This window comes from Streptomyces sp. NBC_00322, assembly GCF_036147535.1.
Lineage (GTDB): Bacteria > Actinomycetota > Actinomycetes > Streptomycetales > Streptomycetaceae > Streptomyces.
Genome location: NZ_CP108019.1, coordinates 1,774,448 through 1,797,508 on the forward strand (window position 1 = coordinate 1,774,448; position 23,061 = coordinate 1,797,508).

Annotated in this window: 21 protein-coding genes and 1 pseudogene; 5 read left to right on the forward strand and 17 right to left on the reverse strand. The window is 70.5% G+C overall.

Annotation, left to right across the window (positions count from 1 at the left end; all coding sequences use genetic code 11):
- Positions 1–123: 123 nt before the first annotated feature.
- On the forward strand, positions 124–906 hold the full coding sequence (locus OG905_RS08070) for a TIGR02569 family protein (RefSeq protein ID WP_328666994.1): 783 nt from the start codon (positions 124–126) through the stop codon (positions 904–906).
- Positions 907–1,166: 260 nt separating this feature from the next.
- Here OG905_RS08070 and OG905_RS08075 read toward each other — a convergent pair whose 3' ends face one another.
- Together OG905_RS08075 and OG905_RS08080 are read right to left on the reverse strand one after the other, a co-directional pair.
- Positions 1,167–1,742: a TetR/AcrR family transcriptional regulator gene (locus OG905_RS08075; protein ID WP_328666995.1), complete on the reverse strand. Its 576-nt coding sequence runs from the start codon at positions 1,740–1,742 to the stop codon at positions 1,167–1,169.
- A 5-nt stretch (positions 1,743–1,747) separates the two neighbouring features.
- Positions 1,748–3,154 (reverse strand): amidase, encoded by a 1,407-nt coding sequence (locus tag OG905_RS08080; protein WP_443044062.1) that lies wholly within the window; start codon positions 3,152–3,154, stop codon positions 1,748–1,750.
- Positions 3,155–3,233: 79 nt separating this feature from the next.
- Here OG905_RS08080 and OG905_RS08085 point away from each other — a divergent pair, with 79 nt between their 5' ends.
- The gene (locus OG905_RS08085) at positions 3,234–4,025 is read left to right on the forward strand and encodes an SDR family NAD(P)-dependent oxidoreductase (RefSeq protein ID WP_328666997.1); all 792 of its coding nucleotides are present in this window, start codon (positions 3,234–3,236) and stop codon (positions 4,023–4,025) included.
- 447 nt (positions 4,026–4,472) lie between these two features.
- Here OG905_RS08085 and OG905_RS08090 read toward each other — a convergent pair whose 3' ends face one another.
- The 8 genes from OG905_RS08090 to OG905_RS08125 form a co-directional block, all read right to left on the reverse strand.
- Entirely contained in the window at positions 4,473–5,996 is a 1,524-nt protein-coding gene (locus tag OG905_RS08090; protein WP_328666998.1) for an NCS1 family nucleobase:cation symporter-1, read from the reverse strand.
- Between the two features lie 14 nt (positions 5,997–6,010).
- A complete protein-coding gene (locus OG905_RS08095; RefSeq protein WP_328666999.1) occupies positions 6,011–7,012 on the reverse strand; it encodes a TIGR03842 family LLM class F420-dependent oxidoreductase in 1,002 nt (333 codons plus the stop codon).
- Positions 7,013–7,024: 12 nt separating this feature from the next.
- On the reverse strand, positions 7,025–8,431 hold the full coding sequence (gene hydA / locus OG905_RS08100) for a dihydropyrimidinase (RefSeq protein WP_328667000.1): 1,407 nt from the start codon (positions 8,429–8,431) through the stop codon (positions 7,025–7,027).
- 32 nt (positions 8,432–8,463) lie between these two features.
- Positions 8,464–9,747, reverse strand: coding sequence for an aspartate aminotransferase family protein (locus tag OG905_RS08105; RefSeq protein WP_328667001.1), 1,284 nt, complete (start codon positions 9,745–9,747; stop codon positions 8,464–8,466).
- A complete protein-coding gene (locus tag OG905_RS08110) occupies positions 9,744–10,586 on the reverse strand; it encodes a nitrilase-related carbon-nitrogen hydrolase (protein WP_328667002.1) in 843 nt (280 codons plus the stop codon). Before OG905_RS08110 ends, OG905_RS08105 begins: the two co-directional genes overlap by 4 nt.
- 224 nt (positions 10,587–10,810) lie before the next feature.
- A complete protein-coding gene (locus OG905_RS08115) occupies positions 10,811–12,409 on the reverse strand; it encodes a hypothetical protein (protein ID WP_328667003.1) in 1,599 nt (532 codons plus the stop codon).
- Positions 12,410–12,511: 102 nt separating this feature from the next.
- Entirely contained in the window at positions 12,512–12,892 is a 381-nt protein-coding gene (locus OG905_RS08120; protein ID WP_328667004.1) for a PPOX class F420-dependent oxidoreductase, read from the reverse strand.
- Between the two features lie 66 nt (positions 12,893–12,958).
- Complete coding sequence (locus OG905_RS08125; protein WP_328667006.1) at positions 12,959–13,216, reverse strand: helix-turn-helix domain-containing protein; 258 nt, start codon at positions 13,214–13,216, stop codon at positions 12,959–12,961.
- 55 nt (positions 13,217–13,271) lie between these two features.
- Here OG905_RS08125 and map point away from each other — a divergent pair, with 55 nt between their 5' ends.
- On the forward strand, positions 13,272–14,039 hold the full coding sequence (gene map / locus OG905_RS08130) for a type I methionyl aminopeptidase (protein ID WP_328667007.1): 768 nt from the start codon (positions 13,272–13,274) through the stop codon (positions 14,037–14,039).
- 37 nt (positions 14,040–14,076) lie between these two features.
- On the opposite strand, the gene ggt is transcribed toward map, so the two are convergent.
- Positions 14,077–15,906, reverse strand: coding sequence for a gamma-glutamyltransferase (gene ggt / locus OG905_RS08135; RefSeq protein WP_328667008.1), 1,830 nt, complete (start codon positions 15,904–15,906; stop codon positions 14,077–14,079).
- Between the two features lie 105 nt (positions 15,907–16,011).
- On the opposite strand from ggt, the gene OG905_RS08140 reads away from it, so the two are divergent.
- Positions 16,012–16,758: a hypothetical protein gene (locus OG905_RS08140; protein WP_328667010.1), complete on the forward strand. Its 747-nt coding sequence runs from the start codon at positions 16,012–16,014 to the stop codon at positions 16,756–16,758.
- A gap of 248 nt (positions 16,759–17,006) precedes the next feature.
- Here OG905_RS08140 and OG905_RS08145 read toward each other — a convergent pair whose 3' ends face one another.
- Positions 17,007–18,287 carry a cytochrome P450 gene (locus OG905_RS08145; protein ID WP_328667013.1) on the reverse strand — a complete coding sequence of 427 codons (1,281 nt, stop codon included), beginning with the start codon at positions 18,285–18,287 and terminating at the stop codon, positions 17,007–17,009.
- A gap of 28 nt (positions 18,288–18,315) precedes the next feature.
- A complete protein-coding gene (locus OG905_RS08150) occupies positions 18,316–18,858 on the reverse strand; it encodes a hypothetical protein (RefSeq protein ID WP_328667015.1) in 543 nt (180 codons plus the stop codon).
- Positions 18,859–19,023: 165 nt separating this feature from the next.
- Here OG905_RS08150 and OG905_RS08155 point away from each other — a divergent pair, with 165 nt between their 5' ends.
- Positions 19,024–20,613, forward strand: a complete 1,590-nt coding sequence (locus OG905_RS08155) for a CocE/NonD family hydrolase (protein WP_328667017.1) — start codon at positions 19,024–19,026, stop codon at positions 20,611–20,613.
- Positions 20,614–20,659: 46 nt separating this feature from the next.
- On the opposite strand, the pseudogene OG905_RS08160 reads toward OG905_RS08155, so the two are convergent.
- The 4 genes and pseudogenes from OG905_RS08160 to OG905_RS08175 form a co-directional block, all read right to left on the reverse strand.
- Positions 20,660–20,818: pseudogene (locus OG905_RS08160) on the reverse strand (amino acid ABC transporter permease); the annotation flags it as partial.
- Between the two features lie 275 nt (positions 20,819–21,093).
- Positions 21,094–21,540, reverse strand: coding sequence for a DUF6278 family protein (locus OG905_RS08165; RefSeq protein WP_328667018.1), 447 nt, complete (start codon positions 21,538–21,540; stop codon positions 21,094–21,096).
- Between the two features lie 58 nt (positions 21,541–21,598).
- Positions 21,599–22,378, reverse strand: a complete 780-nt coding sequence (locus tag OG905_RS08170; RefSeq protein ID WP_328667020.1) for an exodeoxyribonuclease III — start codon at positions 22,376–22,378, stop codon at positions 21,599–21,601.
- Positions 22,379–22,422: 44 nt separating this feature from the next.
- Complete coding sequence (locus OG905_RS08175) at positions 22,423–23,055, reverse strand: MBL fold metallo-hydrolase (protein ID WP_328667021.1); 633 nt, start codon at positions 23,053–23,055, stop codon at positions 22,423–22,425.
- Positions 23,056–23,061 lie beyond the last annotated feature (6 nt).

Below are 23,061 nucleotides of genomic sequence, written 5' to 3' on the forward strand. Positions count from 1 at the left end.
GTCACCGGGCAGCGGTGCGAGGCGGAATGCAGCCGCCCTCGACTTCGCTCGGCACCTCGAATTCATCCGGTACGAAGGGAAAGTTCGGCATCCATGCAAGCCAGCCGCCTACGCTCCGGGGCCATGACCCAGTCCCCCGCACCGTCCGCTCGTGTACTCACGGCTTTCGGTGCATCCGAAGCACCCGTCCCGCTCCCCGGTGGCCAGGGTTCCGCCTGGCGTTCAGGACCGCTGGTGCTGAAGCCCGCCGCCTCGGAGCCCGAGACGGTATGGCGCGCGGGCGTGCTGCACCATCTGCCGGGGGCCCACGGCTTCCGGGTGGCCCGCCCCGTCCCGGCGGCGGACGGGGGCTGGGCGGCGCACGGCTGGGAGGCCTGGCGGCTGACCGGCGGATCCGCCGATCCGCACCGCGCCGACGACGTCATCCGGGCGGGCGAGGCGTTCCACGCGGCGCTCAGCGACCTGCCCCGCCCGCGTTTCCTCACCGTACGGGAGGACCCGTGGTCCCGGGCGGACCGGCTGGCCTGGCAGGAGACCGACGAGGTCTCGGACTTCCCGCTGCTCAAGCCGCTGTTGGCCGCCCGCGGCCGGGTCGAGGCACCCGCCCAGATCGTCCACGGCGATCTGCTGGGCACCGTCCTCTTCGAACCCGGCCTGCCGCCCGCGATCACCGACTGGCAGCCGTACTGGCGCCCGGCGGCCTGGGCCTCGGCGATCGTCGCCGTCGACGCGCTGTGCTGGTCCGCGGCCGACGTGGCGCTGCTGGAGCGCTGGTCGCATCTGCCGGACTGGCGTCAACTCCTCGTCCGCGCGCTGATCTTCCGTATCGCGACGCACGAGAGCCTGGACGAGGCCGCGGAGAGCGAGTACCGGCCGGTCGTGGACCTGGTCCTGGCAGCCGGCTGACCTGGCTCGCCGAGTGGTTCTTTCCCCTACCCGCCCCTTCCCGTAACCGGGGGCGCTGCCCCCGGGCCCCCGCGCCTCAAACTCCCCCAGACTTCGTCCGGGGGGACCCCCACGGGGCTGGATGCGCGGCAGGGCCGCACATCCAGCCCGTCCGGTGTTTGAGGACACGGCCGAAGGCCGTCCGGAGTCTGGGGCTTGCCCCAGTTCGGGTAGGGGCGGGTAGGGGAACCGGCCCGCCGCAGGCGGCACCTCCCCGCCGCCTACCGCCCCACCGCCCCCCGCGCCAGCAGCAGCAGCGCGTCGACCAGGTCCTGCGCCGGGCCTCCCGTCGCCAGGCGGCGCAGTTGGAGGCCCATCACCAGCGCGACCGTCGTCGCGGCGAGGTGTTCGGCGTCCGGGACGCCGAGGCCGGTGAGGATCTGCGTCGCCAGCCGGTCGTACGCCGCGAAGGCCTCCGCCGCGGCCTCCCGCAGCCGCTCGTCGCGCCCGGCCTCGACGTACAGCTCGAAGGGCGCGATGTGCTCGCTGTCGAAGGCGGTGCCGCCCGCCACCTGGCCCGCCAGGGCGGCCGCGCCGTCGATGTCGACGCCGTCGCTCTGGCACTGGTCGGCGAGTTCGGTGAAGCGGCGGGTCTCCTCGCGCACGAAGTGCAGCAGGCTCTCGCGCAGCAGCTCGTGCTGGGTCTCGAAGTGGTACGTGACCGAGCCGAGCGAGACCCCGGCCTCCTTGGCGATCCGCCGGTTGGTCACCGCCGCGACCCCGTCCTTGCCGATGATGTGCAGGACGGCAGTGATGATGCGCTGCCGGGTGGGGGCGGAGCGGGCGGGGCTGGACATGGCGGTCATTGTTCCACCGGCACGCTCCCGGGGATCAGCGGGGCGGGCGGGCGCTTCTCGTACCAGCGCAGGTCGGCCTCCAGTTGGGCGGCGAGCGAGATCAGCCGTTCCTCGCTGCCTGCGGGGCCGAGCAGTTGGGCGCCGACGGGCAGTCCGTCGGTCGTGAGACCGGCGGGGACGTTGACGCCGGGCCAGCCGAGGACGTTCCAGGGCCAGGCGTACGGGCACGCGGCGGCCATGGTCGCGTCGGTGCGCCAGGCGCTGAGGCCGTCGAAGGTGCCGATGCGCGGGGGCGGGGCCGCGGTCGTGGGCGTGAGGACGACGTCGTACGAGTCGAAGATCGCGCCGATCCGGCGGTGCTGGCGGACTTCGCGGGCGCGGGCGGCCCGCACGACGCGCCCGCCGAGTGTCCGGCCGTGCCGCATGGCGGTGCGGGTGCGCGGGTCGAGGAGTGCGGGTTCGGGGTGGAGGGACGCGACCTCGGCGATGCCCGCGGTGGCGCGCGGCACGAAGGCGAGGCCGATCAGCCCGTAGCGCGGCCGGGCCTCCTCGACATGGTGGCCGAGCCGGGCGAGTGCTTCGGCAAGTGCGGTGACGCCGCGGCGTACTTCGGGGTGCGGCATGCTGCGGGTGAGGGTGAGCGGGGGCCGCCAGGCGAGGGCTATGCGCAGGTGGCCCGGGTCGCGGCGGGCCGCGGCCGAAGCGTCGATCGCGGCCGGCTGGTGCAGGTCTTCGGCATGCGGGCCCTGCACGACGTCGAGCAGCAGGGCGGCGTCGGCGATAGTGCGGGCGAGCGGGCCGTTGACGGCGAGGCCCTGGAAGGCGTCCGAGTAGGGGTGGAGGGAGACGCGTCCGCGCTGCGGTTTGATGCCGACGAGATGGGACCAGGCGGCCGGGATACGGACCGAGCCCGCGCCGTCGGAGCCGAGGGCGGCGGGCACGAGCCCGGCGGCGACGGCTGCCGCGGAGCCGCCGGAGGAGCCTCCGGGGGTGTGGTCGGTGGACCAGGGGTTGCGGGTGGCGCCGAAGGCGGGGCCCTCGGTGAACGGCCACTGCCCGAGTTCGCAGGAGTTGGTCTTGCCGACGATGACGGCGCCGGCCGCGCGCAGCCGGCGTACCGCCTCTCCGTCCCGCTCGGCCGGGGCGAGTTCGCCGGAGCAGCCGAAGAGAGTCGGCAGCCCGGCCACATCGGTGTCGTCCTTGACGGCGACGGGCACACCGAGCAGCGGCAGCCGCTCCCCTGCCGCGAGCCGCCGGTCGGCGTCCTTGGCTTCGTCGACGGCCCGTTCGCCGCGTGTCCAGCGGAAGGCGTTGATGGTGGACTGGCTGGCCTCGATGCGCTTGAGCGCGTCTCTCACGAGCTCCTCGGAGGAGGTCTGACCACTCCTCAAAACCTTTATGTGTTCTGCCAGTCCGCCGAATTCGTCTGTGGACACGACCGCCCCGCCTCCCTATTGTTCGTTCGAACGAACAGAACTGGAGGGTAACCAGATGCGCATCACCGGAGCAACCGTTCTGCTGACCGGCGTCACCGGCGGCATCGGCGGCGCACTCGCCGCCGAACTGTCCGCCAAGGGCGCGAAGTTGGTGCTGACCGGCCGCCGCCGCGAGGCCCTGGAGCCGCTCGCCGACCGCTATGGGGCGCGCACGATCCTCGCCGACCTCGCGGACGACGACGATGTACGGCGGCTCGCGGACGAGGCCGCCGGTACGGACATCCTGATCGCCAACGCCGCACTGCCCTCCAGCGGTGACCTGCTGGACTACACACCGGAGCAGATCGACCGCGCCATCGCGGTCAACTTCCGCGCTCCCGCGCTCCTGGCGCGGCTGCTCGCCCCCGCCATGGTCGACGCGGGCCGGGGCCACATAGCCTTCGTCGGCTCACTCTCCGGCAAGGCGGCGACCAAGTCCTCGTCGTTGTACAGCGGAACCAAGTTCGCGCTGCGCGGCTTCTCGCTCGCCCTGCGCCAGGATCTGCACGGCACAGGTGTCGGCGTCTCGATCGTCCAGCCCGGTTTCGTACGGGACCTGGGGATGTTCGCGGCGACCGGCTCGGGTACTCCCGCCGGTGTGCGTACGGTCTCGCCGCGGCAGGTCGTGAACGGTGTGGTGCGGGCCGTCGAGCGCGATGTCGCCGAAATCAATGTCGCGCCCCTGGAGTTGAAGATCCTCAGCGCGATCGCAGGCCAGTTCCCGGGCTTCGCCGAACGGGTCCAGCGGCGGTCGGGGGCCGAGCCCACGATCCGCAAGATCGTGGAGTCCCAGCGCCCCAGCCGCTAGGGAGTGTCTTCAAAGTAGCGTCGTCCGCCCGAAGGGCGGGCCTGACGGCGTCTGGTGCGTGCGATCGCAAGGCGGAGGAAAGAGCCCACGCGGAGCGTCGGCGACTGACGACAACGCAGCGAGCGTGCGTGCCAGGCGTCGCCAGGTGGGGGTACCTCCCAGGCGAAGCTCTGGGGGAGGGACTTTGAAGACACGACCTAGGCCCTGTCGTTTGGATCAGGCCGGATCAGTGAGCGGGGTCTGGTGCGTGCGATCGCAAGCTGGAGGATGGGGGTCCCCCCGCCGAAGGCAGGGGGAGAGCCGACGCGGAGCGTCGGCGACTGACGCAACGCAGCGAGCGCGCGTGCCAGGGCACGCGAACCCGGCAAGATCCGAACGACAGGCCCTAGGCCGGCGCGTGGCGCGAGCGGGCACCGATGTGCACGCTCGCGCCACTGCATGCGCCGTTCAGCTTGCCCTCAGCCGGGCCCGCTCCGGCAGCATGAGCACCATGTAGAGCACGAGCGAAGCCGCCAGCCCCACCGCCCAGCCGTAGTCGGCGAGCGGCTTCAGGAACGGGATGAGGCCGTCCTCGGGGAAGGGCCCCTTGCCGGGCGCGGAGTGCGATCCGCCCACCGCCAGCACACCGCCGACCGCGAAGGCCGCGACCGCGCGCGGATTCCAGCCGGAGGCGTACCAGTAACGGCCGCCCGGGGTGTAGAGACCGGGCAGGTCGAGCACGGTCCGGCGGACGACCCAGTAGTCGGCGATGAGGATGCCGGCGACCGTGCCGAGCAGCCCGCCGACCAGACCGAGCCAGGTGAAGATGTAGAGCTCGGGTGTCTCGGTGAGCTTCCACGGCATGATCAGCACCCCGACGACGCCCGTGATCAGCGCTCCCCTACGGAAGTTGATCAGCTTCGGCGCGAGGTTCGCCAGGTCGTACGCCGGTGAGACGACGTTCGCCGCGATGTTCACCGAGATCGTCGCGATCAGCACGGTCACCAGGGCGAAGAGCAGCCCGAAGACATTGTCGGTCTTGGCGGCGAGCTGGACGGGGTCCCAGACGGCCGCGCCGTACACGGCCTGCGAGCCGGAGGTGACGAAGACCGACAGCAGGGCGAAGAGCGTCATGGTCGTCGGCAGTCCGAGCGACTGCCCCCAGATCTGGGCACGTTGACCGGCTCCGAATCGGGTGAAGTCCGGGATGTTCAGGGAGAGGGTCGACCAGAAGGCGATCATCCCCATCAGGGAGGGGAAGAAGACCGTCCAGAAGTCCGCGCCCCAGCCCAGCTTGGACGGCTGGTCGAGCAGCGGGCCGAGGCCGCCCGCCTTCGTGGCGATCCACACCAGCAGCACCAGCGCGCCGACGATGACGAAGGGCGCCGCCCAGTTCTCGAACCGCCGCAGCGCCTCCATCCCCCGGTAGATGATGGCCAGTTCGAGCACCCAGAAGAGCACGAAGCACACCCACAGCGTCCACGGCTGCCCGCCGACCTCCGCGGCCCCGGCCCAGCCACCGAAGATCTTGCCGAGCAGGACGAAGATGCCCTGGCCGCCGATCCAGGTCTGGATGCCGAACCAGGCGCAGGCCACCCCCGCCCGGATCAGCGCGGGCAGGTTCGCCCCGCGCAGGCCGAAGGAGGCCCGGGCGAGAACGGGGAAGGGGATGCCGTACTTGGGTCCCGCGTGCCCGGTCAGCAGCATCGGGAACAGCACGATCAGATTGGCCAGGGCGATGGTGAACACCGCCTGCTTCCAGTCCATGCCGAGCGTGACGAGTCCGGAGGCGAGCAGCCAGGACGGGATGTTGTGGGCCATGCCGACCCACAGGGCCGCGAAGTTGTACGTCGTCCAGCGGCGCTGCGCGACCGGTACGGGCAGCAGATCGTCGTTGACGAAGCGGTTGTCGGAAGGTGCCGCGCCGGGCGCAAGCTCGACGCGGCCGGCCTGGTCGATTATGGGTTCTCCGGAGGGGACGGTCGCAGTCACTGGCGGCTGGCCCTTCAGCGGTTGAGTGCCGGGATGATCTCGGAGCCGTACGCGTCGATGGTCGCTTCCTTCGCGTCGTGCATGTTGTACACGGCGAACTGGTCCACGCCCAGTTCGCGCAGCGCCTTCAGCTTCTCGATGTGCGCCTCGGCCGGGCCGAGCAGACAGAAGCGGTCGACGATCTCGTCCGGGACGAAGTCCGTTGACGGGTTCCCGGCGCGGCCGTGGTGGCTGTAGTCGTAGCCCTCGCGCGCCTTGATGTACGCGGTGAGGGCCTCGGGCACCAGGTCGGAGTGCTCGCCGTAACGGGAGACCAGATCGGCGACGTGGTTGCCGACCATCCCGCCGAACCATCGGCACTGTTCGCGGGCGTGCGCCAGGTCGTCACTGACATAGGCGGGCGCGGCGACGCAGATGGTGAGGGATGCGGGGTCGCGTCCGGCGTCGGAGGCGGCCGTGCGTACGGCGGTGACCATCGACGCGGTCAGATACGGGTCGGCGAGCTGGAGGATGAAACCGTCGGCCTTCTGGCCCGTGAGCGCCAGTGCCTTCGGTCCGTACGCCGCCATCCACACCGGCAGCTTCCCGTCGCGCACCCACGGCAGCCGCAGCGGCTGCCCGTCGACCTCGGCCTCCCGGCCCTCGGCCAGATCGCGGATGACGCCCATCGCCTCGCCGAGCCGGGCCAGGGTGTTGGGCTTGCGGCCCGCGACGCGCATCGCCGAGTCCCCTCGTCCGATGCCGCACACCGTGCGGTTGCCGAACATGTCGTTCAGCGTCGCGAAGGTGGAGGCGGTGACTTCCCAGGTCCTGGTCCCTGGGTTGGTCACCATCGGTCCGACGTGCATCTCCTGCGTGTGTTCCAGGATCTGGCTGTAGATGACGAAGGGCTCCTGCCAGAGCACTGCCGAGTCGAAGGTCCAGCCGTAGCGGAAGCCGTTGCGTTCCGCGCGCTGCATGAGCGAGACGACGGCCGAGGCCGGCGGGTCGGTCTGCAGGACAAGTCCGAAGTCCATGACGTGGTGCTCCTAGTTCAGGTACTGGCAGGTGCCTCGGGGGGTGTACTGGCCGTGTCCCGCCCGGCCGGTGAACTCCCGCTGGTCGATGACCACTTCGCCGCGCGAGAGCACGGTCTCCACCTGGCCGGTGATCCGCTTGCCCTCGTAGGCGGAGTAGTCGACGTTCATGTGGTGCGTCTCGACGGAGAGAGTCTGTTCGGCGTGCGGGTCGTAGATGACGACATCGGCGTCGGCGCCGGGGGCGATGGTGCCCTTCTTGGGGTAGAGGCCGAACATCCGGGCCGGTGTGGCGCAGGCGATCTCGATCCAGCGTCGGCGGGTGATGTGCCCGTCCAGGACGGCCTGGTGCAGCAGGTCCATCCGGTGCTCCACGCCCGGCAGCCCGTTGGGAATCTTGGAGAAGTCCCCGCGGCCCAGCTCCTTCTGGCCGCTGAAGCAGAACGGGCAGTGGTCGGTGGAGACGACCTGGAGGTCGTTCGTCCGCAGTCCCCTCCAGAGCGCCGCCTGGTGCTCACGCGGCCGCAGGGGCGTCGAGCAGACGTACTTGGCGCCCTCGAAGTCCGGCTCGGCGAGATTGTCGGTGGACAGGAAGAGGTACTGCGGGCAGGTCTCGCCGAAGACATTGAGGCCCTTGTCGCGGGCGGCCGCGAGCTCGGCGACCGCTTCGTCGGCTGACACATGGACGACGTAGAGCGGGGCGCCGGCGACCCGGGCGAGCTGGATGGCACGGTGGGTGGCCTCCGCCTCCAGCAGGACCTGGCGCACCTCGCCGTGGTAGCGCGGGTCGGTGCGGCCCTGGGCGAGTGCCTGTTCCACCAGGACGTCGATCGCGATGCCGTTCTCGGCGTGCATCATGATCAGCCCGCCGTTGGTGGCGGAGCGCTGCATGGCCCGCAGGATCTGCCCGTCGTCGCTGTAGAAGACGCCCGGGTAGGCCATGAAGAGCTTGAAGGAGGTGATGCCCTCCTCCACCAGGTGGTCCATCTCCTTCAGCGAGGACTCGTTCACGTCGGAGAGGATCATGTGGAAGCCGTAGTCGATGGCGCAGTTGCCGTCGGCCTTGGCGTACCAGGCGTCGAGTCCTTCGCGCAGGGCATGGCCGACCGACTGCACGGCGAAGTCGACGATGGTGGTCGTGCCGCCCCAGGCGGCGGCCCGGGTGCCGGTCTCGAAGGTGTCGGAGGCGAAGGTCCCGCCGAACGGCAGCTCCATGTGGGTGTGCGCGTCGACGCCGCCCGGGATGACGTACTTGTTGGTCGCGTCGATGATGCGGTCGGCGGTCCAGCCCCCGGCGACGGCGGAGCCGTGCGCTGCGAGAGCGGCGATCCGGCCGTCCTCGATCAGTACGTCGGCGTGGATCTCGTCCGCGGCGGTGACGACCAGGCCGCCGCGGATCAGGGTGCGGGTGCTGCTCATGGTGGTGCGCTCCCTCTCGTGCGTACGGTCGACTACACGCTGTGCAGGGCCTGTTCGAGGATTACGGCGCCCGCTTCCGCCTCGGAGACGGTCAGTGAGAGCGGCGGGGCGATACGCAGGACGCTGGTGTTGTGGCCGCCGCCCTTGCCGATCAGCAGGCCGCCCTCGCGCGCGGCCTCCAGGACGGCCGATGCCGCCTCCGGGTTCGCCTCGTCGGTGCCGGGCTTGACCAGCTCGATGCCGATCATCAGGCCGCGGCCGCGCACTTCGCGTACGGCGGCGATGCCCGCCCCGATGGCTCGCAGCCGCTCGATCAGCAGGCCGCCGACGCGGCGGGCGTTGCCCTGGAGGTCGTGCTCCAGCAGATACGAGAGGTTGGCGATGCCCGCCGCCATGGTGACCGGGGAGCCGCCGAAGGTCGAAATGGAGTTGGCGTCAAGGGAGTTCATGACCTCGGCGGATGCGACGACACCGCCGATCGACATGCCGTTGCCGATTCCCTTGGCGAAGGTGAGCATGTCCGGCGGCCCGCTGTCGGCGTGCGCCTGCCAGCCCCAGAAGTGCTCGCCGGTGCGGCCCCAGCCGGTCTGCACCTCGTCGGTGATCCAGAGGATGCCGTGCCGGTTCAGGACTTCGCGGAACGCGGCGTACAGACCGTCGGGCGGGGATGTGAAGCCGCCGACGCCCTGGATGGGCTCGGCGATCAGCGCCGCGACCGATCCGCGGGTCTGGCCGAGGAGGTCCTCCAGGTCCGCGACGCAGGCCTCGATGAACTGCGCGTCGGACAGCTGGGCGTAGGGCCCGCGGGTGCGGACGCCGCCGTGCACGTACAGCGTCTGCAGCGGGGAGAGACTGGTCGGCGACCAGCCCCGGTTGCCGGTGATACCGACCGCCGAGAAGGACCGGCCGTGGTAGCTGTTGCGCATCGCCAGGACCTGGTTGGACCGGCGGTGTCCGGTCGCCAGCAGCAGGGCGGTGTCATTGGCCTCGGTGCCGGAGGTGGTGAAGAAGACCCGGGCGTCGGGGATGCCGGAGAGGGTCGCGATCCGCTCGGCGAGCTCGACCATCGGGCGGTTGAGATACAGCGTGGACGAGTGGACGATCCGCCCGGCCTGCTCGCTGACGGCCTTGGTGACCTCGGGCAGGGCGTGGGCGGTCATGGTGGTGAGGATGCCGCCGAAGAAGTCGAGGTAGCGGTTGCCGTCCGCGTCCCAGACATGGCGGCCCTCGCCGTGCGTGATCTCGACCGGCTGCTTGTAGTAGAGGGCGACCCAGTCCGGGATGACGGCCCGGTGCCGGTCGTACAGGCTGGTCACGGCTGCACCAGCCCCTCGTACGCGTCCGGGCGGCGATCGCGGTAGAAGGCCCACTGCTGGCGTACGACATCGATCAGATCGAAGTCGAGGTCGCGTACGAGCAGTTCCTCCTCCTTGTCGCTGCCGACCTCGCCGACGAACTGGCCGCGGGGGTCGACGAAATAGCTGGTGCCGTAGAAATCGTTCTCGCCGTACTCCTCCTTGCCGACGCGGTTGATCGCGGCGATGTAGTACTCGTTCGCGACGGCGGAGGCGGGCTGCTCCAGTTGCCAGAGGTACGCGGAGAGACCGCGCGAGGTCGCGGACGGGTTGTAGACCAACTGGGCGCCGTTCAGGCCCAGTTGACGCCAGCCTTCCGGGAAGTGCCGGTCGTAGCAGATGTACACCCCCACCCTGCCCACCGCCGTGTCGAAGACCGGCCAGCCCAGATTCCCCGGCTTGAAGTAGTACTTCTCCCAGAAGCCCTTGACCTGGGGAATGTGGTGCTTGCGGTATTTACCGAGGTAGGTGCCGTCGGCATCGATGACCGCGGCGGTGTTGTAGTAGAAGCCCGCGCCCTCGATCTCGAACACCGGGACCACGATCACCATGCCGGTCTCGCGGGCGAGCTCCTGCATCCGGCGGACGGTGGGGCCGTCCGGGACGGGCTCGGCCCAGCGGTAGTGCTCGGGCTCCTGGACCTGGCAGAAATAGGGAGCGTTGAATACTTCCTGGAAACCAATCACCTTGGCGCCCTGGCGGGCCGCCTCACGGGCGTGTTCCTCGTGCTTGGCAATCATGGATTCGGTGTCGCCGGTCCAGGTCGCCTGGACGAGTGCGGCGCGTACGACGTTGGCCATGAGCTGCTCCTTCGACGCGGGGCCAGAGAGCTTCTACGCACGTAGATGCTTGCGTAGGAGGAGAACGTAAGCCCCGTCACACACTGGGGCAAGACCATCGTCGTTAACCGGCAGAGTCGATCATGTTTCACACCCGAGCGGTCCACACCGAACGGCTTCGGCCCCGGATGCGGTGATCAGCCGCGGCTCAGGCACGGGGCCAGGCCCGGGGGCCAGGCACAGGGTCAGGCGCCGAGATGGCCCGCCACGCGCAGCGCGTGGACAAGATCGCGCTCATGCGACGTGGAGATCGTGCGCGCGGCGTCGAGCAGCTGCGGTACCAGTCTGCGCGGGTCGCGGTCGGCGATCCTGACGGTGTCCTCGGCGGAGTGGAGCTGGACGAACGCGGTCAGTAAAGCCCGCGCCTCGGGATCGCGGCCCTCGTCCTCCAGGGCGAGCACGGCCGCGGCGATGTCGTCGGCGGGGCGGGTCACGCCCTGCCGCAGCAGCCGGCGGCTGTCGTCGGTGCGGCCGGCGGCGGCGAGTGCGCCCGCGGCGGCCGCCAGCCTTAAGGCCGGCTGCGATGCGGCCTCCCACAGCAGGGTGGTCCAGTCGGCGGCGAGGCCCGCGCGGTGCAGCTCGGCGGCGAGTACGGGCAGCCAGGGGGCGGGCCGGGCCGCCGCCTCGCAGAGGACGGCGTGCGCCTCGCCGCTGCGGCCCTCGGCCCGTAGGCGCCCGAGCGTGGCGACGGTGTCACGGGCAGCCTGCCGAGCCCCGGCAGGGGGCTCGGGCGCGGTGGGCGACTGCTGCTCCGTGGGTGCGCCACCGAACCGCGCCCCGCGGGGTGTGTCGCCGACGACGGGCAGCACGGGCACGGCGGCGACCTCGTCCCCACCCCCCTCGACCCCGGCGAACCGGGCGCCGCGGGGGCGCCGCTTCTTCTTGTCGGCGGCGCGGTCCTCGGGGTGCTCGGCCTCCGGAGCCGTCGCGTCCGCCTGGGCGGGCGGGCCGTCGTGGGGTGCGGCGGGCTGGGGCCGGAACCAGTCGTCGGGCAGAGCGGGTACGCCGGGGGCGGGGGCTTCGGCGGGGCTCACGGGCGCGCCCGGCTGCGGCGGCACCGTGGCAGCGCTGTTCGCGTCGTACGCCGGACCTGCGGGCGCGCCCCGCTGCGGCACGACGGCGTGGGCACCGGCCTCGTACTGCGAGCCCGCTCGCTCCCGGAGGTCGTTCCAGTCGTCGGCCTCGGTACCCGGAGCCTCGTACGCCGTGCGCGCTGCGAAGCCCGACCACTCCTCCGGCTCGCGGCCGTGCTCCGGTCGGGCCACCCGCGTCGCGTCCCCGCACAGCGCCGTATGGCGGGCTCGCAGCTCGCTCACCCGGGCGATCGCGCGGGCGTAGTCGTCTCGCGTCCACTCCAGTTCGTTGGCCAGCTGTTCCGCTGCCGCGCTGCCCTCCGGCTCCCCCGCCAGGCGGCGCAGCAACTCGTCCGCGCGGCCTGTCGCGTACACCTCTTCCCGGAGCATCAGCTCCAGCCGCTCCTCAAGCGCCTCGCGGCCGCCCGGCAGCCGGTCGTGGGCCGCCGCCGAGGCCGCGTGGAGCTGGCGCGCGCGTACGGATTCCATCTCGGAGAACTGTCTGCCGCGCATCCCCGCGAGGTCCTGGAGCAGCGATTCCACCACGTCCCAGGGCGGGATCTCGGTCCCGTCCAGACAGGCCCGCATGCCCTCGGGATCACGCTGCCAGAAGATTCCGTACCAGCCGCTGCCCGGGTCGATGAGCGCCGCGAGACCCTTAAGGTATCGCGCGAACACGCCGGTCTCGACCGGAAGTTGATACACCGTCATCGCTGCCCCTGCCCCACCGTCGAATGGAACCCTCCAGTCTGGAAGCTTCCAGTCCGCAGGCATTCGACCGCAGGAGTGTTACGACGCTGTCACGCAGTGTTTTCAGATGGTCACCGCGATACCGGTGTGCGGCCGCTTACCGAGCCGTACGACCATGGCCGGCCAGTCGACAAGCCAGAACTGCCAGGTGTACTTGCGGGAGAGCAGCTTACGGATGGCGCCCGTCCCCTCGTCGTCCAGCAGCCGCGCCGTACCCTCCGCGCTCGAGGCACCCTCGGATATCCGGCCGCGCGCATCGCAGACCGTGACGGCGACGCGGCCGTTGTTGCGCAGCCGCTTGACCTTCCAGGAGTCGGACCGGGTCCAGACGAACAGCTCACCGCCGTCCACCGCGAACCAGACGGGTGTTGCGACGCCCGTCCCGTCCTTGCGGTAGGTGGTGAGGCTGACGTATCTGGCGCTGGCGAAGTCCTCGGCATTCACGCGGCGAGCCTACGCCGGACGGGCTGGATGCGCGGCCCTGCCGTACATCCCGGCCCGCCGCAGGCGTCACGCCGCCGCCCGCGTCGGCGCGCAGCTCACCGCCAGCTCGTCCATGGACAGACCCAGCACCGCCGCCACCGCCGCCACCGTGAAGAACGCCGGCGTCGGCGCGCGACCCGTCTCGATCTTGCGCAAGGTCTCCGGTGACAGCCCCGCCACGGCCGCCACCTCCACCATGCTCCGGTCACCGCGCGCCTGCCGCAGCAACTGTCCGAGCCGCTCGCCGCGTTCGCGCTCTTGGGGGGTGAGAGGGGTGCGCACCATGCCGTTACTCTAATGCCGGTATTTGAATACCGCCAGAACCGGTACAGTAATTGGCATGGTGGAGATCAAGAACAATATGTCGATCGACGCGATGCGCGAGGCGGGCCGCATCGTGGCCCAGGCCCTCACCTCGGTTCGCGAGGCCGCGGCCGTCGGCGTCAGCCTGCGCGAGCTGGACGGCGCCGCCCGCGCGGTCCTCGCCGAAGCCGGAGCCGGTTCACCCTTCCTCGACTACCGCCCCAACTGGGCGCCCACCCCCTTCCCCGCCGTCATCTGCACCTCCGTCAACGACGCGATCGTGCACGGCATCCCCAACCACTACCGGCTGGGCGACGGCGACCTGGTGAGCATCGACTGCGGTGCGACCCTCCGGGGCTGGGTCGGCGACGCGGCCGTCAGCTTCACCGTCGGCCGCGCCCGCCCCGAGGACGTACGCCTGATCGCCACAGCAGAAGAGGCCCTCCAGGCGGGTATCGCGGCGGCCGTCGTGGGCAACCGCATCGGCGACATCGCCCACGCGGTCGGCCGGGTCTGCCGCTCGGCGGGATACGGCATCCCGGACGGCTTCGGCGGCCATGGCATCGGCCGCCAAATGCACGAGGACCCGGGCGTCCCCAACGAGGGCCGCCCGGGCCGCGGCATGCCGCTGCGTCACGGCATGGTGCTCGCGATCGAACCGATGGTGATCGGCGGCGGCGCGGACGAGCACCACACGGCGGGGGACGGCTGGACGATCCGTACGAAGGACGGCAGCCGTGCCTCCCACGCCGAGCACACGGTGGCGATCACGGACGACGGCCCGCGCATCCTGACCGCGCTCTAGGCGCTCGCCGCGCGCTATGCCCTGTCGGGTTGATCAGTCAGCCGCCGGACGGATTACCGAACGGATGCACGACCATCGCCGAACCCCCGCCCCTGCGCACCTTCTCGGCCGCCGCCAGCCAACGCCCGTCGGGCAGTCGCTGAATGCCTGTGGCCGCGCCGATCTCCGGGTTCTGCCGGAAGGCATGGCCGATGGCCTCCAGCTCGGCGCGCAGCGTGCTGTTCCACAGCGCGGGCTCCAGCTCCGTGGTCGTCTGGTTGCGCTGGCTCGCGCGCGGCGCGGCGATCGCCTCGACCAGCGGCAGGCCCCGGTCCAGATGGCCCGTCAGCGTCTGCAGCACCGTCGTGATGATCGTCGCGCCGCCGGGTGAGCCGAGGGCGAGGATCGGGCGGCCGTTCTCAAGCACGATCGTCGGCGAGATGGACGAGCGGGGGCGCTTGCCCGGCCCCGGCAGATTCGGGTCGTGGACCGCGGGGTTCGCGGGGGCGAAGGAGAAGTCGGTCAGCTCGTTGTTGAGCAGGAACCCGCGGCCCGGCACGGTGATGCCGCTGCCGCCGGTCGACTCGATCGTCAGGGTGTAGGCCACGACGTTGCCCCACTTGTCGGCGGCCGTCAGGTGGGTGGTGTTCTCGCCCTCGTACGTGGTGGGGGCGGCCGTTCCCGACGTACCGCATGCCTCGGGCTTGCGCGGGTCGCCCGGAGCCAGCGGGCTGGTGAGCACCGCGTTGTCCTTGATCAGGCAGCCGCGGGAATCCGCGAAGCGCTGCGACAGCAGTTCCTTCACGGGCACGTCCTCGAAGGCCGGGTCGCCGACCCAGCGCCCCCGGTCGGCGAACGCGATCCTGCTCGCCTCGATGAATCGGTGCAGATACTGCGCCTGCGTGGCCTTCGAAAGGTCGCTCCGCTCCAGGATGTTGAGCGCCTCGCCGACACTTGTGCCGCCCGAGGAGGCCGGCGCCATGCCGTACACGTCGAGACCGCGATAGGCGATCTTGGTGGGCGCGCGCCGGATCGTCTCGTACGACCGCAGATCCTTCTCCGTCAGATCGCCGGGGCGTACCTTGCGCGTCGTGCCCGCGGCCACGGGTGGTGTGCGGACAGTGCTGACGATGTCGTCGGCGATGGCGCCGCGATAGAGCGCGCCGACGCCCTTGCGGCCCAGTTCCTTGTACGTCCGCGCAAGATCCGGGTTCTTGAAGACGGAGCCGACCACCGGCAGCTCGCCGCCCGGCAGGAAGAGCTCCGCCGTGTCCGGGAAGTCCCGGAATCTCGCCTCGTTGGCCTGGGTCTGGGCACGGAAGGTGGAGTCGACGGTGAAGCCGTCCTTCGCCAGTCGCTCGGCCGGCTTCAGCAGCGTCCGCAGGGATCTGCTGCCCCAGGCGTCGAGCGCCGACTCCCAGGTCGCCGGGGTGCCCGGAGTGCCGACGCCGAGGCCGCTCGTCACGCCCTCCTCGAAGGGGATCGGCTTGCCGTTCTCCACAAAGAGGGAGGCGTCGGCGGTGCGGGGCGCGGTCTCGCGGCCGTCGATGGTGTGGACCGTGCGGGACTTGGCGTCGTAGTAGACGAAGAAGCCGCCACCGCCTATGCCGGCGGAGTACGGCTCGGTGACGCCGAGGGCGGCCGCTGTGGCCACCGCCGCGTCCACGGCGTTGCCGCCGCGCCGCAGCACCTCGATGCCCGCGGCCGAGGCATCGGCGTCGACGCTCGCGACCGCGCCGCCGTAGCCCACTGCGACGGGCGTCTTGACCGGGCTCCCGGCCGGTGGGGCGTGCGGGGGCGGAGGTGCCGCTCCGATCGAGACCACGGTCGAGACCATGGCCGCGGCAACGGCCAGAACCGGCACATTCCGTGCGGTTGAGCGACGCATCCGTACCTCCAGTCAACGTACGTCCGCGCACTGTAACTTCACCGCCACCGCCCCGTCAGGACCGTCTCGAACAATGGTCCGCAAACACCGCTAACATGCGCGCCCATGACTGACGACGTACGCAACATCGTGCTCGGCGTGATGGCCGCCGGCATCAGCGCCACCCTCGGCTGGCTCGCCCGCACCTATCTGTGGCGGCGCAGACTCCGCCGCAAGCAGGACTTCTTCGGGCTGCCCGGGAACTCCGAGTCGCTGCTCGTCGTCAATCGCGAGGCCGGCCGGGACGGTTCCGTGCACCGCTTCGACGTCTTCGCGCTGCTCGAACTCTCCGCGCTGATCAAGGACTGCGGGGCGAACGCGCAGATCGTCTGGCACGACATAGCCCAGCAGGGCTTCGGCGAGCGCACGGAGTTCTGCGTCGGCGGTCCGGTCTCGAACCGGCGGATGGCGGCGCATCTGCACTCGCTGCTCCCCGGCGTGAAGATCAACACGGATCCGGAGCCGGGCCCCGACCAGGGCGCGTTCCAGATCGGCCCGGAGCGCTACCGCATGGAGCCGGGCGTCGCGGAGTACGTCCTGCTCGCCCGGCTCACCGCGGGCCAGGACGCCCGGCCCGTCTTTCTCTTCTGCGGCCAGCGCGCCATCACCAACCAGGCGGCCACCCGCTATCTGGCGCGCCAACACGAGAAGCTCGCCCGCAAGCACGGCGGCAACTCCTTCTGTCTGCTGCTGAAGGTCGTCAACTCCCAGGCATACGGCGCCGATGTGGTCGAGCTGGTCTCCGATGTGACGCGGACGGCGCAGACTCCCGTCCCCGCCGCGCGCAGCAGCTCCCACCGCGCCGCGACCTAGGGCCTGTCGTTTGGATCTTGCCGGGTTCGCGTGCCCTGGCACGCTCCCCCACAGCCTTCGGCGTGGGAGGGGCCCCCACCCCCGTAGCCCTTCGGGCACGGGAGCTGCCCCCATGCCGCGTTGCGTCAGTCGCCGACGCTCCGCGTCGGCTCTCCCCCTGCCTTCGGCGGGGGGACCCCCATCCTCCGGCCTGCGATCGCACGCACCAGACCCCGCTCACTGATCCGGCCTGATCCAAACGACAGGCCCTAGACGGTCAGTGGCAGCGACTTCACGCCGTTGATGAAGTTGGAGACGAGCCGCCGCGGCGGGCCCGCCATCACCAGCGGCGGCAGCAGGTCCATCGCTTCCTCGTACAGGATCCGCAGCTGGAGCCGGGCGAAGTGTGCGCCGAGACAGACATGCGGGCCGTCGCCGAAGGAGACATGCGGATTCGGGGAACGGCCGAGGTCGAGCCCGTACGGCTGGTCGAAGACCCGCTCGTCGTAGTTGGCCGAGGCGTGGAAGACGACCACCTTGTCGCCGCCGCGGATGTGCTGCCCGGCGAGCGTGGTGTCACGGGTCGCGGTCCGGCGGAAGCTGAGGACGGGCGGGTGGCGGCGCAGCAGCTCGTCGACGGCACGGTCCAGGTCCACATCGCCCGCCCGCAGCCTGCGCTGTTCGTCCGGGTGCTCGGCCAGCGTCAGAAAACCGCCGGGGGCGGCGCTGCGCACGGTGTCGTTGCCCGCGACCGTCAGCAGGAAGAAGAACATCTCCAGCTCCGCGTAGGAGAGTTCCGACTGCGCGAGCGAGGTCATGACGTCGTCGGCGGGGTTCTTCCGTTTGTACGCGGCGAGTTCCTGGGCGTAGGTGAACATCTCCTGGAGCATGGCCGGCGAGCGGGGGTTGACCGGACGCCCGTCTGCTCCGAGCACCGGCGGCTCGTCGGGGTCCTGGTAGGCGATGACGCGCTCGGTCCACTTCAGCAGCAGTCCGCGGTCGCTCTCCGGGACGCCCAGCAGATCGGCCAGGTTGAGCAGGGCGTAGTCGTCGGTGACGGCGGTGACCAGGTCGAAGGCGGGGCCGCTGTCGCGTGCGGCGGTGAGCAGTTGGCGGGCGCGGGCTCGCGCGGCCGCGCCGAACCGGTCGATCCGTCCAGGGGTGAAGGCACGGCTCACCAGCCGTCGCAGGCGCCCGTGGTCCGGCGGGTCCTGGTTGAGCATCATGCGCCGAATGAAGGGCAGGTCGGCCGGGTCGGGGTCGCGGATCTGGGTGGCGCCGAGGTGCGAGGAGAAGGTCCCGGAGTCCTTGAGGACCCCGACCACGTCGGCGTGGCGGGTGACGGCCCAGAAGCCGGGGCCGGGGGGCCAGCCGAGGACTTCGTACTCCTGCTGCCAGGCGACGGGGTGGCGATCGCGGAGCTCGCGGAAAGCGGCGTGCGGCAGACCGGCGGCGTAGATCCGTGGGTCGAAGACATCGGGCACGCCCGGACCGGCCACGCCCGGACCGGCCACGCTCGGATCGGGCTCGCGCTCTTCGGGCCTCGTCATTCCTCCATTGTCGTACGCGGACACCCGTCTACCGCGGCGTTTCATCCGTGATCGTGATCCCTGTCGGCGCGTACTGCCTGATGGCGTCCAGCAGTTCGGCCGGATCGACATCGAAGACCTGTGCCTCGAAACAGAGCCCGTCGCCACCCGGACGCTCCAGCTCGGGGCCGAGCCTGCGGTGCGCGGCCCGCAGTCGGCAGGTGCGCGGAAGCTTCCCGACGGGAGCCTCGCAGTCGACGAAGACGTAGCCGGAGGAGGCGCTCACCCCTCGGACCGTGGACCAGGACACGGTTCTCGCGGGCCAGGCCGGCAGCCGTACGGTCAGTCCGTCCGCGTCGACCGTCAGCCCGAGCGGCCGCACGAGATGCGCGGCACAGCTGACCGCGATGAGGGCGAGGGGCACGCCGAGCACCGACAGGGCGATCCCGCCCGCCGTGCCGTTGGGTCCTTCGACGATCGCCGCCACGGCGATGCCCCATACGACGAGCAGCACGAGCGCGGCGACGGGCACCCACTCCACCCGCCGTCTCAGCCGCAGTTGCAGGGTCGTCCGATCCGTCGTCTCGTCCACAGCGCGAGCGTGCCGCTCCGTCCGCAAGAACACCAGGGGCTCACGCGCCAACTGACACCACGTCCAATATCGTTACCCTCGCGTAACTTACCGGGGAGTTACCCCAAGTAAGTCCTCTAGGTTACCGTCGGGTCACTTTGTAGTGACACGAGTGAGGAGTGACCCGTGGGACAGTCGCGCAAGGCCCTGCGTACAACCGCGATCGGTACGGTCTCCGCCGCGCTTCTCGCCGGACCGGCCGCAGGGGTGGCTCCCGCGGTCCCGATGGCCGGCGGCCAGGCCCAATCCGCCACCGCGGACGTACGGTTCGTCGACATCACCGGTGACGGCGGCACCGTACTCAAGGCCAATGTCGTCACGCCCGCGGGCTCCGACGGCATGCGCAGATACCCCGTGATCGTGCTGCCCACGAGCTGGGGGCTGCCCCAGATCGAATACATCGCGCAGGCCAAGCAGCTCGCCGACTCGGGCTATGTCGTGGTGACTTACAACACCCGCGGCTTCTGGCAGTCGGGCGGCACCATAGAAGTGGCGGGGCCGCCCGACATCGCCGATGCCTCCAAGGTGATCGACTGGGCGCTCGCGAACACCCCCGCCGACCCCGGCAAGGTCGGCATGGCCGGCGTCTCGTACGGCGCGGGCATCACCCTCCTTGCCGCCGCCCACGACAAGCGCATCAAGGCGGTTGCCGCCCTCAGCGGCTGGGCCGACCTGGTCGAGTCCATCTACAGCGGCCGCACCCAGCATCTGCAGGCCACCGCGATGCTCAGCGGGGCGGGGTACCTCACCGGCCGGCCGAGCGAGGAGTTCCGGCAGATCACGGCGGACTTCTTCTCCTCCAACCTCGCCAAGGAGCAGGAGCTGATCGACTGGGGAAAGAAGCGCTCCCCCGCGACCTATCTGGACCGGATCAACGCCAACGGTGCGGCGATCATGCTCGGCAACGCCTGGGGCGACTCGATCTTCCCGCCCAACCAGTACGCCGACTTCTACGAGAAGCTCACCGGTCCCAAGCGCCTGGAGTTCCGCCCCGGCGACCATGCGACGGCGGAAGCCGCCGGTCTGCTCGGTCTGCCCAACGACACCTGGACCAGCGCCCATCGCTGGCTCGACCACTACCTCAAGGGTGCCGACAACGGCGTCGACAGCGAGCAGCCGGTTCGCATCAAGTCCCGTTCCACCGGCGGATACGAGAACTACCCCGACTGGAAGTCGGTGGCCGCGACCGAACGGAAGATCGAGCTCGGCGGATCCAAGCGGATCTTCGCCAATATCGACTCGGGCGCCAACGGCGGGGTCATCTTCCTGTCCAGCATCCTGGACCAGTTCGCCAAGTTGCCCCCGATGGCGTCGATCCCGCTGCTGCCGCGTCTCTTCGCCGCCGTCTGGCAGTCCGAGCGCTACGGCTCCGAGCAGCAGATCCGCGGCACGGCCAGGATGCACACCACGGTCACAAGCACCAAGGAGAGCGGCACCCTCGTCGCATACCTCTACGACGTGGGCCCGCTCGGCCTCGGCAAGCTGGTCAGCAATGCGCCGTACACCTTCCACGGCATGACACCCGGGAAGCCGTTCGCCGTCGACCTGGAGCTCTTCTCCACCGCCTACGACGTCCCGGCGGGCCACCGTCTCGCCCTGGTCGTCGACACTGTCGACCCGCTCTACATCGAGCACAACCCGTCCGGCGCGCAGCTGACCTTCTCCTCGTCCGCAGCCGACCCGTCCTATCTGTCGGTCCCGCTGCGCGAGAAGTGATCACCGGCTGCCGCCGGGCGGGAATGGCCCTGAGCTGCTGCTCCCCCTACGGCCCGGGGGCCGTGGGGGGACCCCCACCCGGCAGCAGCGTCCCTGGTCCGGCCGGAGCCGGATCCGCGGCCTTGGTACGCGGGGAGATCGCCATCACCACGGGGATGAACGGCACATCGTAGTCGAGATCCGGTGGTCGAAGCGGCTGCCGATGGCAAGGTTTCCGCGCGGCGCGGGCGAGAGCGCCGCAGCGTAGGTGGAAGAGAAGTCGCGTCATGGGTCCTGCACCCCCCGTCAGTCCCGCGGCACGTGCACCTGTCCGTCGTACGTGTTGACGTCACGCAGTTCGATCAAAGGATCGACGACCATACGCTGACCTACCCACTCTCGGCTGTGTCGAGGTCAGCGCAAACTATCCAGCCGGACAAGGGACTTCACACTCGACACGCATAAATAGGGCATAAGCCGTATTAATGGAGTCTGTGCAGCTCAGGCTTCTGCAGCCTCTGCGTACACCTGAGACAGCTGAGGCGCCCCGTTGACCGCCCAGTCCAGGCCCGCCTCCACCACGCTGATCTCCCGGCCGGAGGCGAGCTGCACCACGGGATGACCGCCCGGCCAGATGTGCCAGGCCGCCCCGGGGACGGTGCGGACGATCACGGTGCCGAGGTAGAGACCCGCGTCATTGCCCAGCCAGGGCAGCTCCTCCGGGTCGTCTCGCCAGCGCGGCGGGAGCTGGTCGAGGGCGGCCAACGAGGCGGGGCTGTCGTCCAGTTCGAGCCCGGCCTGCCCTGCTCGGACACGCAGCAGCTCGCACTCCGAGAGCAGCTCGGCGATGGCCGCCTCGCGCTCCGGGTCGAACTCCGCGGCGGGCTCGCCCTGCACCTGCTCGGCGTCGTGCCGCTTGAGCCAGTTGTCCAAGAAAGGGATGTTCATACCACTCAGCCTCGCATCCCTGCCGCCCGGCGCACCACAGGGCGCGCGTCAACCAACGTCAGATGTCCAGATCCACAACGACAGGCGCATGATCCGACGCGCCCTTGCCCTTGCGCTCCTCGCGGTCGACGTAACTGTCCTTGACCGCCTTGGCGAAAGGATCATTGCCGTAGACCAGGTCGATGCGCATGCCGCGGTTCTTGGGGAAGCACAGCTGGCGGTAGTCCCAGTACGTGAACGGATGGTCGTACTTGAGGGGGCGCGGCACGACATCGGTGAGGCCCGCCTCCTGGAGCGCGATGAGCGCCGCGCGCTCGGGCGGGGTGACATGCGTCTGCCCCTCGAAGAATTCGCGGTCCCAGACGTCGTCGTCGGTCGGGGCGACATTGAAGTCGCCGAGGACCGCGAAGGGGCGGGTCGCCGCCGCGTCGGAGGCGACCGCCGCCTTGAGGGCCTCGAACCACTGCAGCTTGTACGCGTAGTGCGCGTGCCCGGGCTCGCGGCCGTTCGGCACGTACACCGACATGGCGCGGACCGGGCCGCAGGTCGCGGCGATCGCCCGGGGCTCCTGCACCCCCTCGTACTCCGGGCCGCCGGGCAGGCCCTTGACCACGTCGTCGAGGCCGACCCGGGACACCAGCGCGACGCCGTTCCACCGGCCCGTGGCGTGGACCGCGGACTCGTAACCGAGCTCGCGCAGCTCGTCGGAGGGGAACTGCTCCTCCGTGGTCTTGGTCTCCTGGATGCACAGCACGTCCGTGCCGCTGTTCTCCAGCCAGGCCAGCAGGCGCGGCAGTCGGGCGGTGATCGAGTTGACGTTCCACGTGGCGATGCGCATGCGAAGAGCCTAGCCGGGCGGTCTGACAGCCGGGCTCGCGGCTGTCACAGGTCGGTCGTCTCGCCCGGTGTCAGCCTGCCGTGGTCCGTGCCGCCGAGCTCGCCGATCTGACGGTCGTAGATCGGCCGGGCGAGATCGGTGAGCAGAGCGTCGTGCACGTCGATGGCGCGCCGCGGCTTCACCTCGCGCACGTAGTCGATGACCTCGGAGATCTTGCTCCAGGGAGCCTGTACGGGGAGCATCAGCGTCTCGACCGGATGGTCGGGGACGGTGAGGGCGTCGCCGGGGTGGAAGACCGAACCGTCCACCAGATAGCCGACGTTGGTGATCCGCGGGATGTCCGGGTGGATCACGGCGTGCAGCTCTCCGTGCACCTGCACGTCGAACCCGGCCGCGGTGAAGGTGTCGCCGTGGCCGACGGTGTGGACGCGGCCGGGGAACGCCGCCGAGATCTTCTCGGCGACGCTCCGCAGGGTCCAGATCCCGGCGCCCGGGTTCGCCTCCATCGCGGCCCGCAGCCGGTCCTCGTTGAAGTGGTCGAGATGCTCGTGGGTGACCAGGATGACGTCCGCGCCGATGGCGGCGTCCTGTTCACTGAAGGTGCCGGGATCGATGACGAGCGTCTGCCCGTCCTTCTCCAGCCGGATGCAGGCATGCGTCTTCTTCGTGAGCCTCATGGGCCC

What these genes read in the sequence shown, in the direction of transcription:
- OG905_RS08070 (WP_328666994.1), top strand. Translation starts at nt 124, where the DNA reads ATGACCCAGTCCCCCGCACCGTCCGCTCGTGTACTCACGGCTTTCGGT.
- OG905_RS08075 (WP_328666995.1), bottom strand. Translation starts at nt 1,742, where the DNA reads ATGTCCAGCCCCGCCCGCTCCGCCCCCACCCGGCAGCGCATCATCACT.
- OG905_RS08085 (WP_328666997.1), top strand. Translation starts at nt 3,234, where the DNA reads ATGCGCATCACCGGAGCAACCGTTCTGCTGACCGGCGTCACCGGCGGC.
- OG905_RS08095 (WP_328666999.1), bottom strand. Translation starts at nt 7,012, where the DNA reads ATGGACTTCGGACTTGTCCTGCAGACCGACCCGCCGGCCTCGGCCGTC.
- hydA (WP_328667000.1), bottom strand. Translation starts at nt 8,431, where the DNA reads ATGAGCAGCACCCGCACCCTGATCCGCGGCGGCCTGGTCGTCACCGCC.
- OG905_RS08110 (WP_328667002.1), bottom strand. Translation starts at nt 10,586, where the DNA reads ATGGCCAACGTCGTACGCGCCGCACTCGTCCAGGCGACCTGGACCGGC.
- OG905_RS08115 (WP_328667003.1), bottom strand. Translation starts at nt 12,409, where the DNA reads ATGACGGTGTATCAACTTCCGGTCGAGACCGGCGTGTTCGCGCGATAC.
- OG905_RS08125 (WP_328667006.1), bottom strand. Translation starts at nt 13,216, where the DNA reads ATGGTGCGCACCCCTCTCACCCCCCAAGAGCGCGAACGCGGCGAGCGG.
- map (WP_328667007.1), top strand. Translation starts at nt 13,272, where the DNA reads ATGGTGGAGATCAAGAACAATATGTCGATCGACGCGATGCGCGAGGCG.
- ggt (WP_328667008.1), bottom strand. Translation starts at nt 15,906, where the DNA reads ATGCGTCGCTCAACCGCACGGAATGTGCCGGTTCTGGCCGTTGCCGCG.
- OG905_RS08140 (WP_328667010.1), top strand. Translation starts at nt 16,012, where the DNA reads ATGACTGACGACGTACGCAACATCGTGCTCGGCGTGATGGCCGCCGGC.
- OG905_RS08145 (WP_328667013.1), bottom strand. Translation starts at nt 18,287, where the DNA reads ATGACGAGGCCCGAAGAGCGCGAGCCCGATCCGAGCGTGGCCGGTCCG.
- OG905_RS08165 (WP_328667018.1), bottom strand. Translation starts at nt 21,540, where the DNA reads ATGAACATCCCTTTCTTGGACAACTGGCTCAAGCGGCACGACGCCGAG.
- OG905_RS08170 (WP_328667020.1), bottom strand. Translation starts at nt 22,378, where the DNA reads ATGCGCATCGCCACGTGGAACGTCAACTCGATCACCGCCCGACTGCCG.
- OG905_RS08175 (WP_328667021.1), bottom strand. Translation starts at nt 23,055, where the DNA reads ATGAGGCTCACGAAGAAGACGCATGCCTGCATCCGGCTGGAGAAGGAC.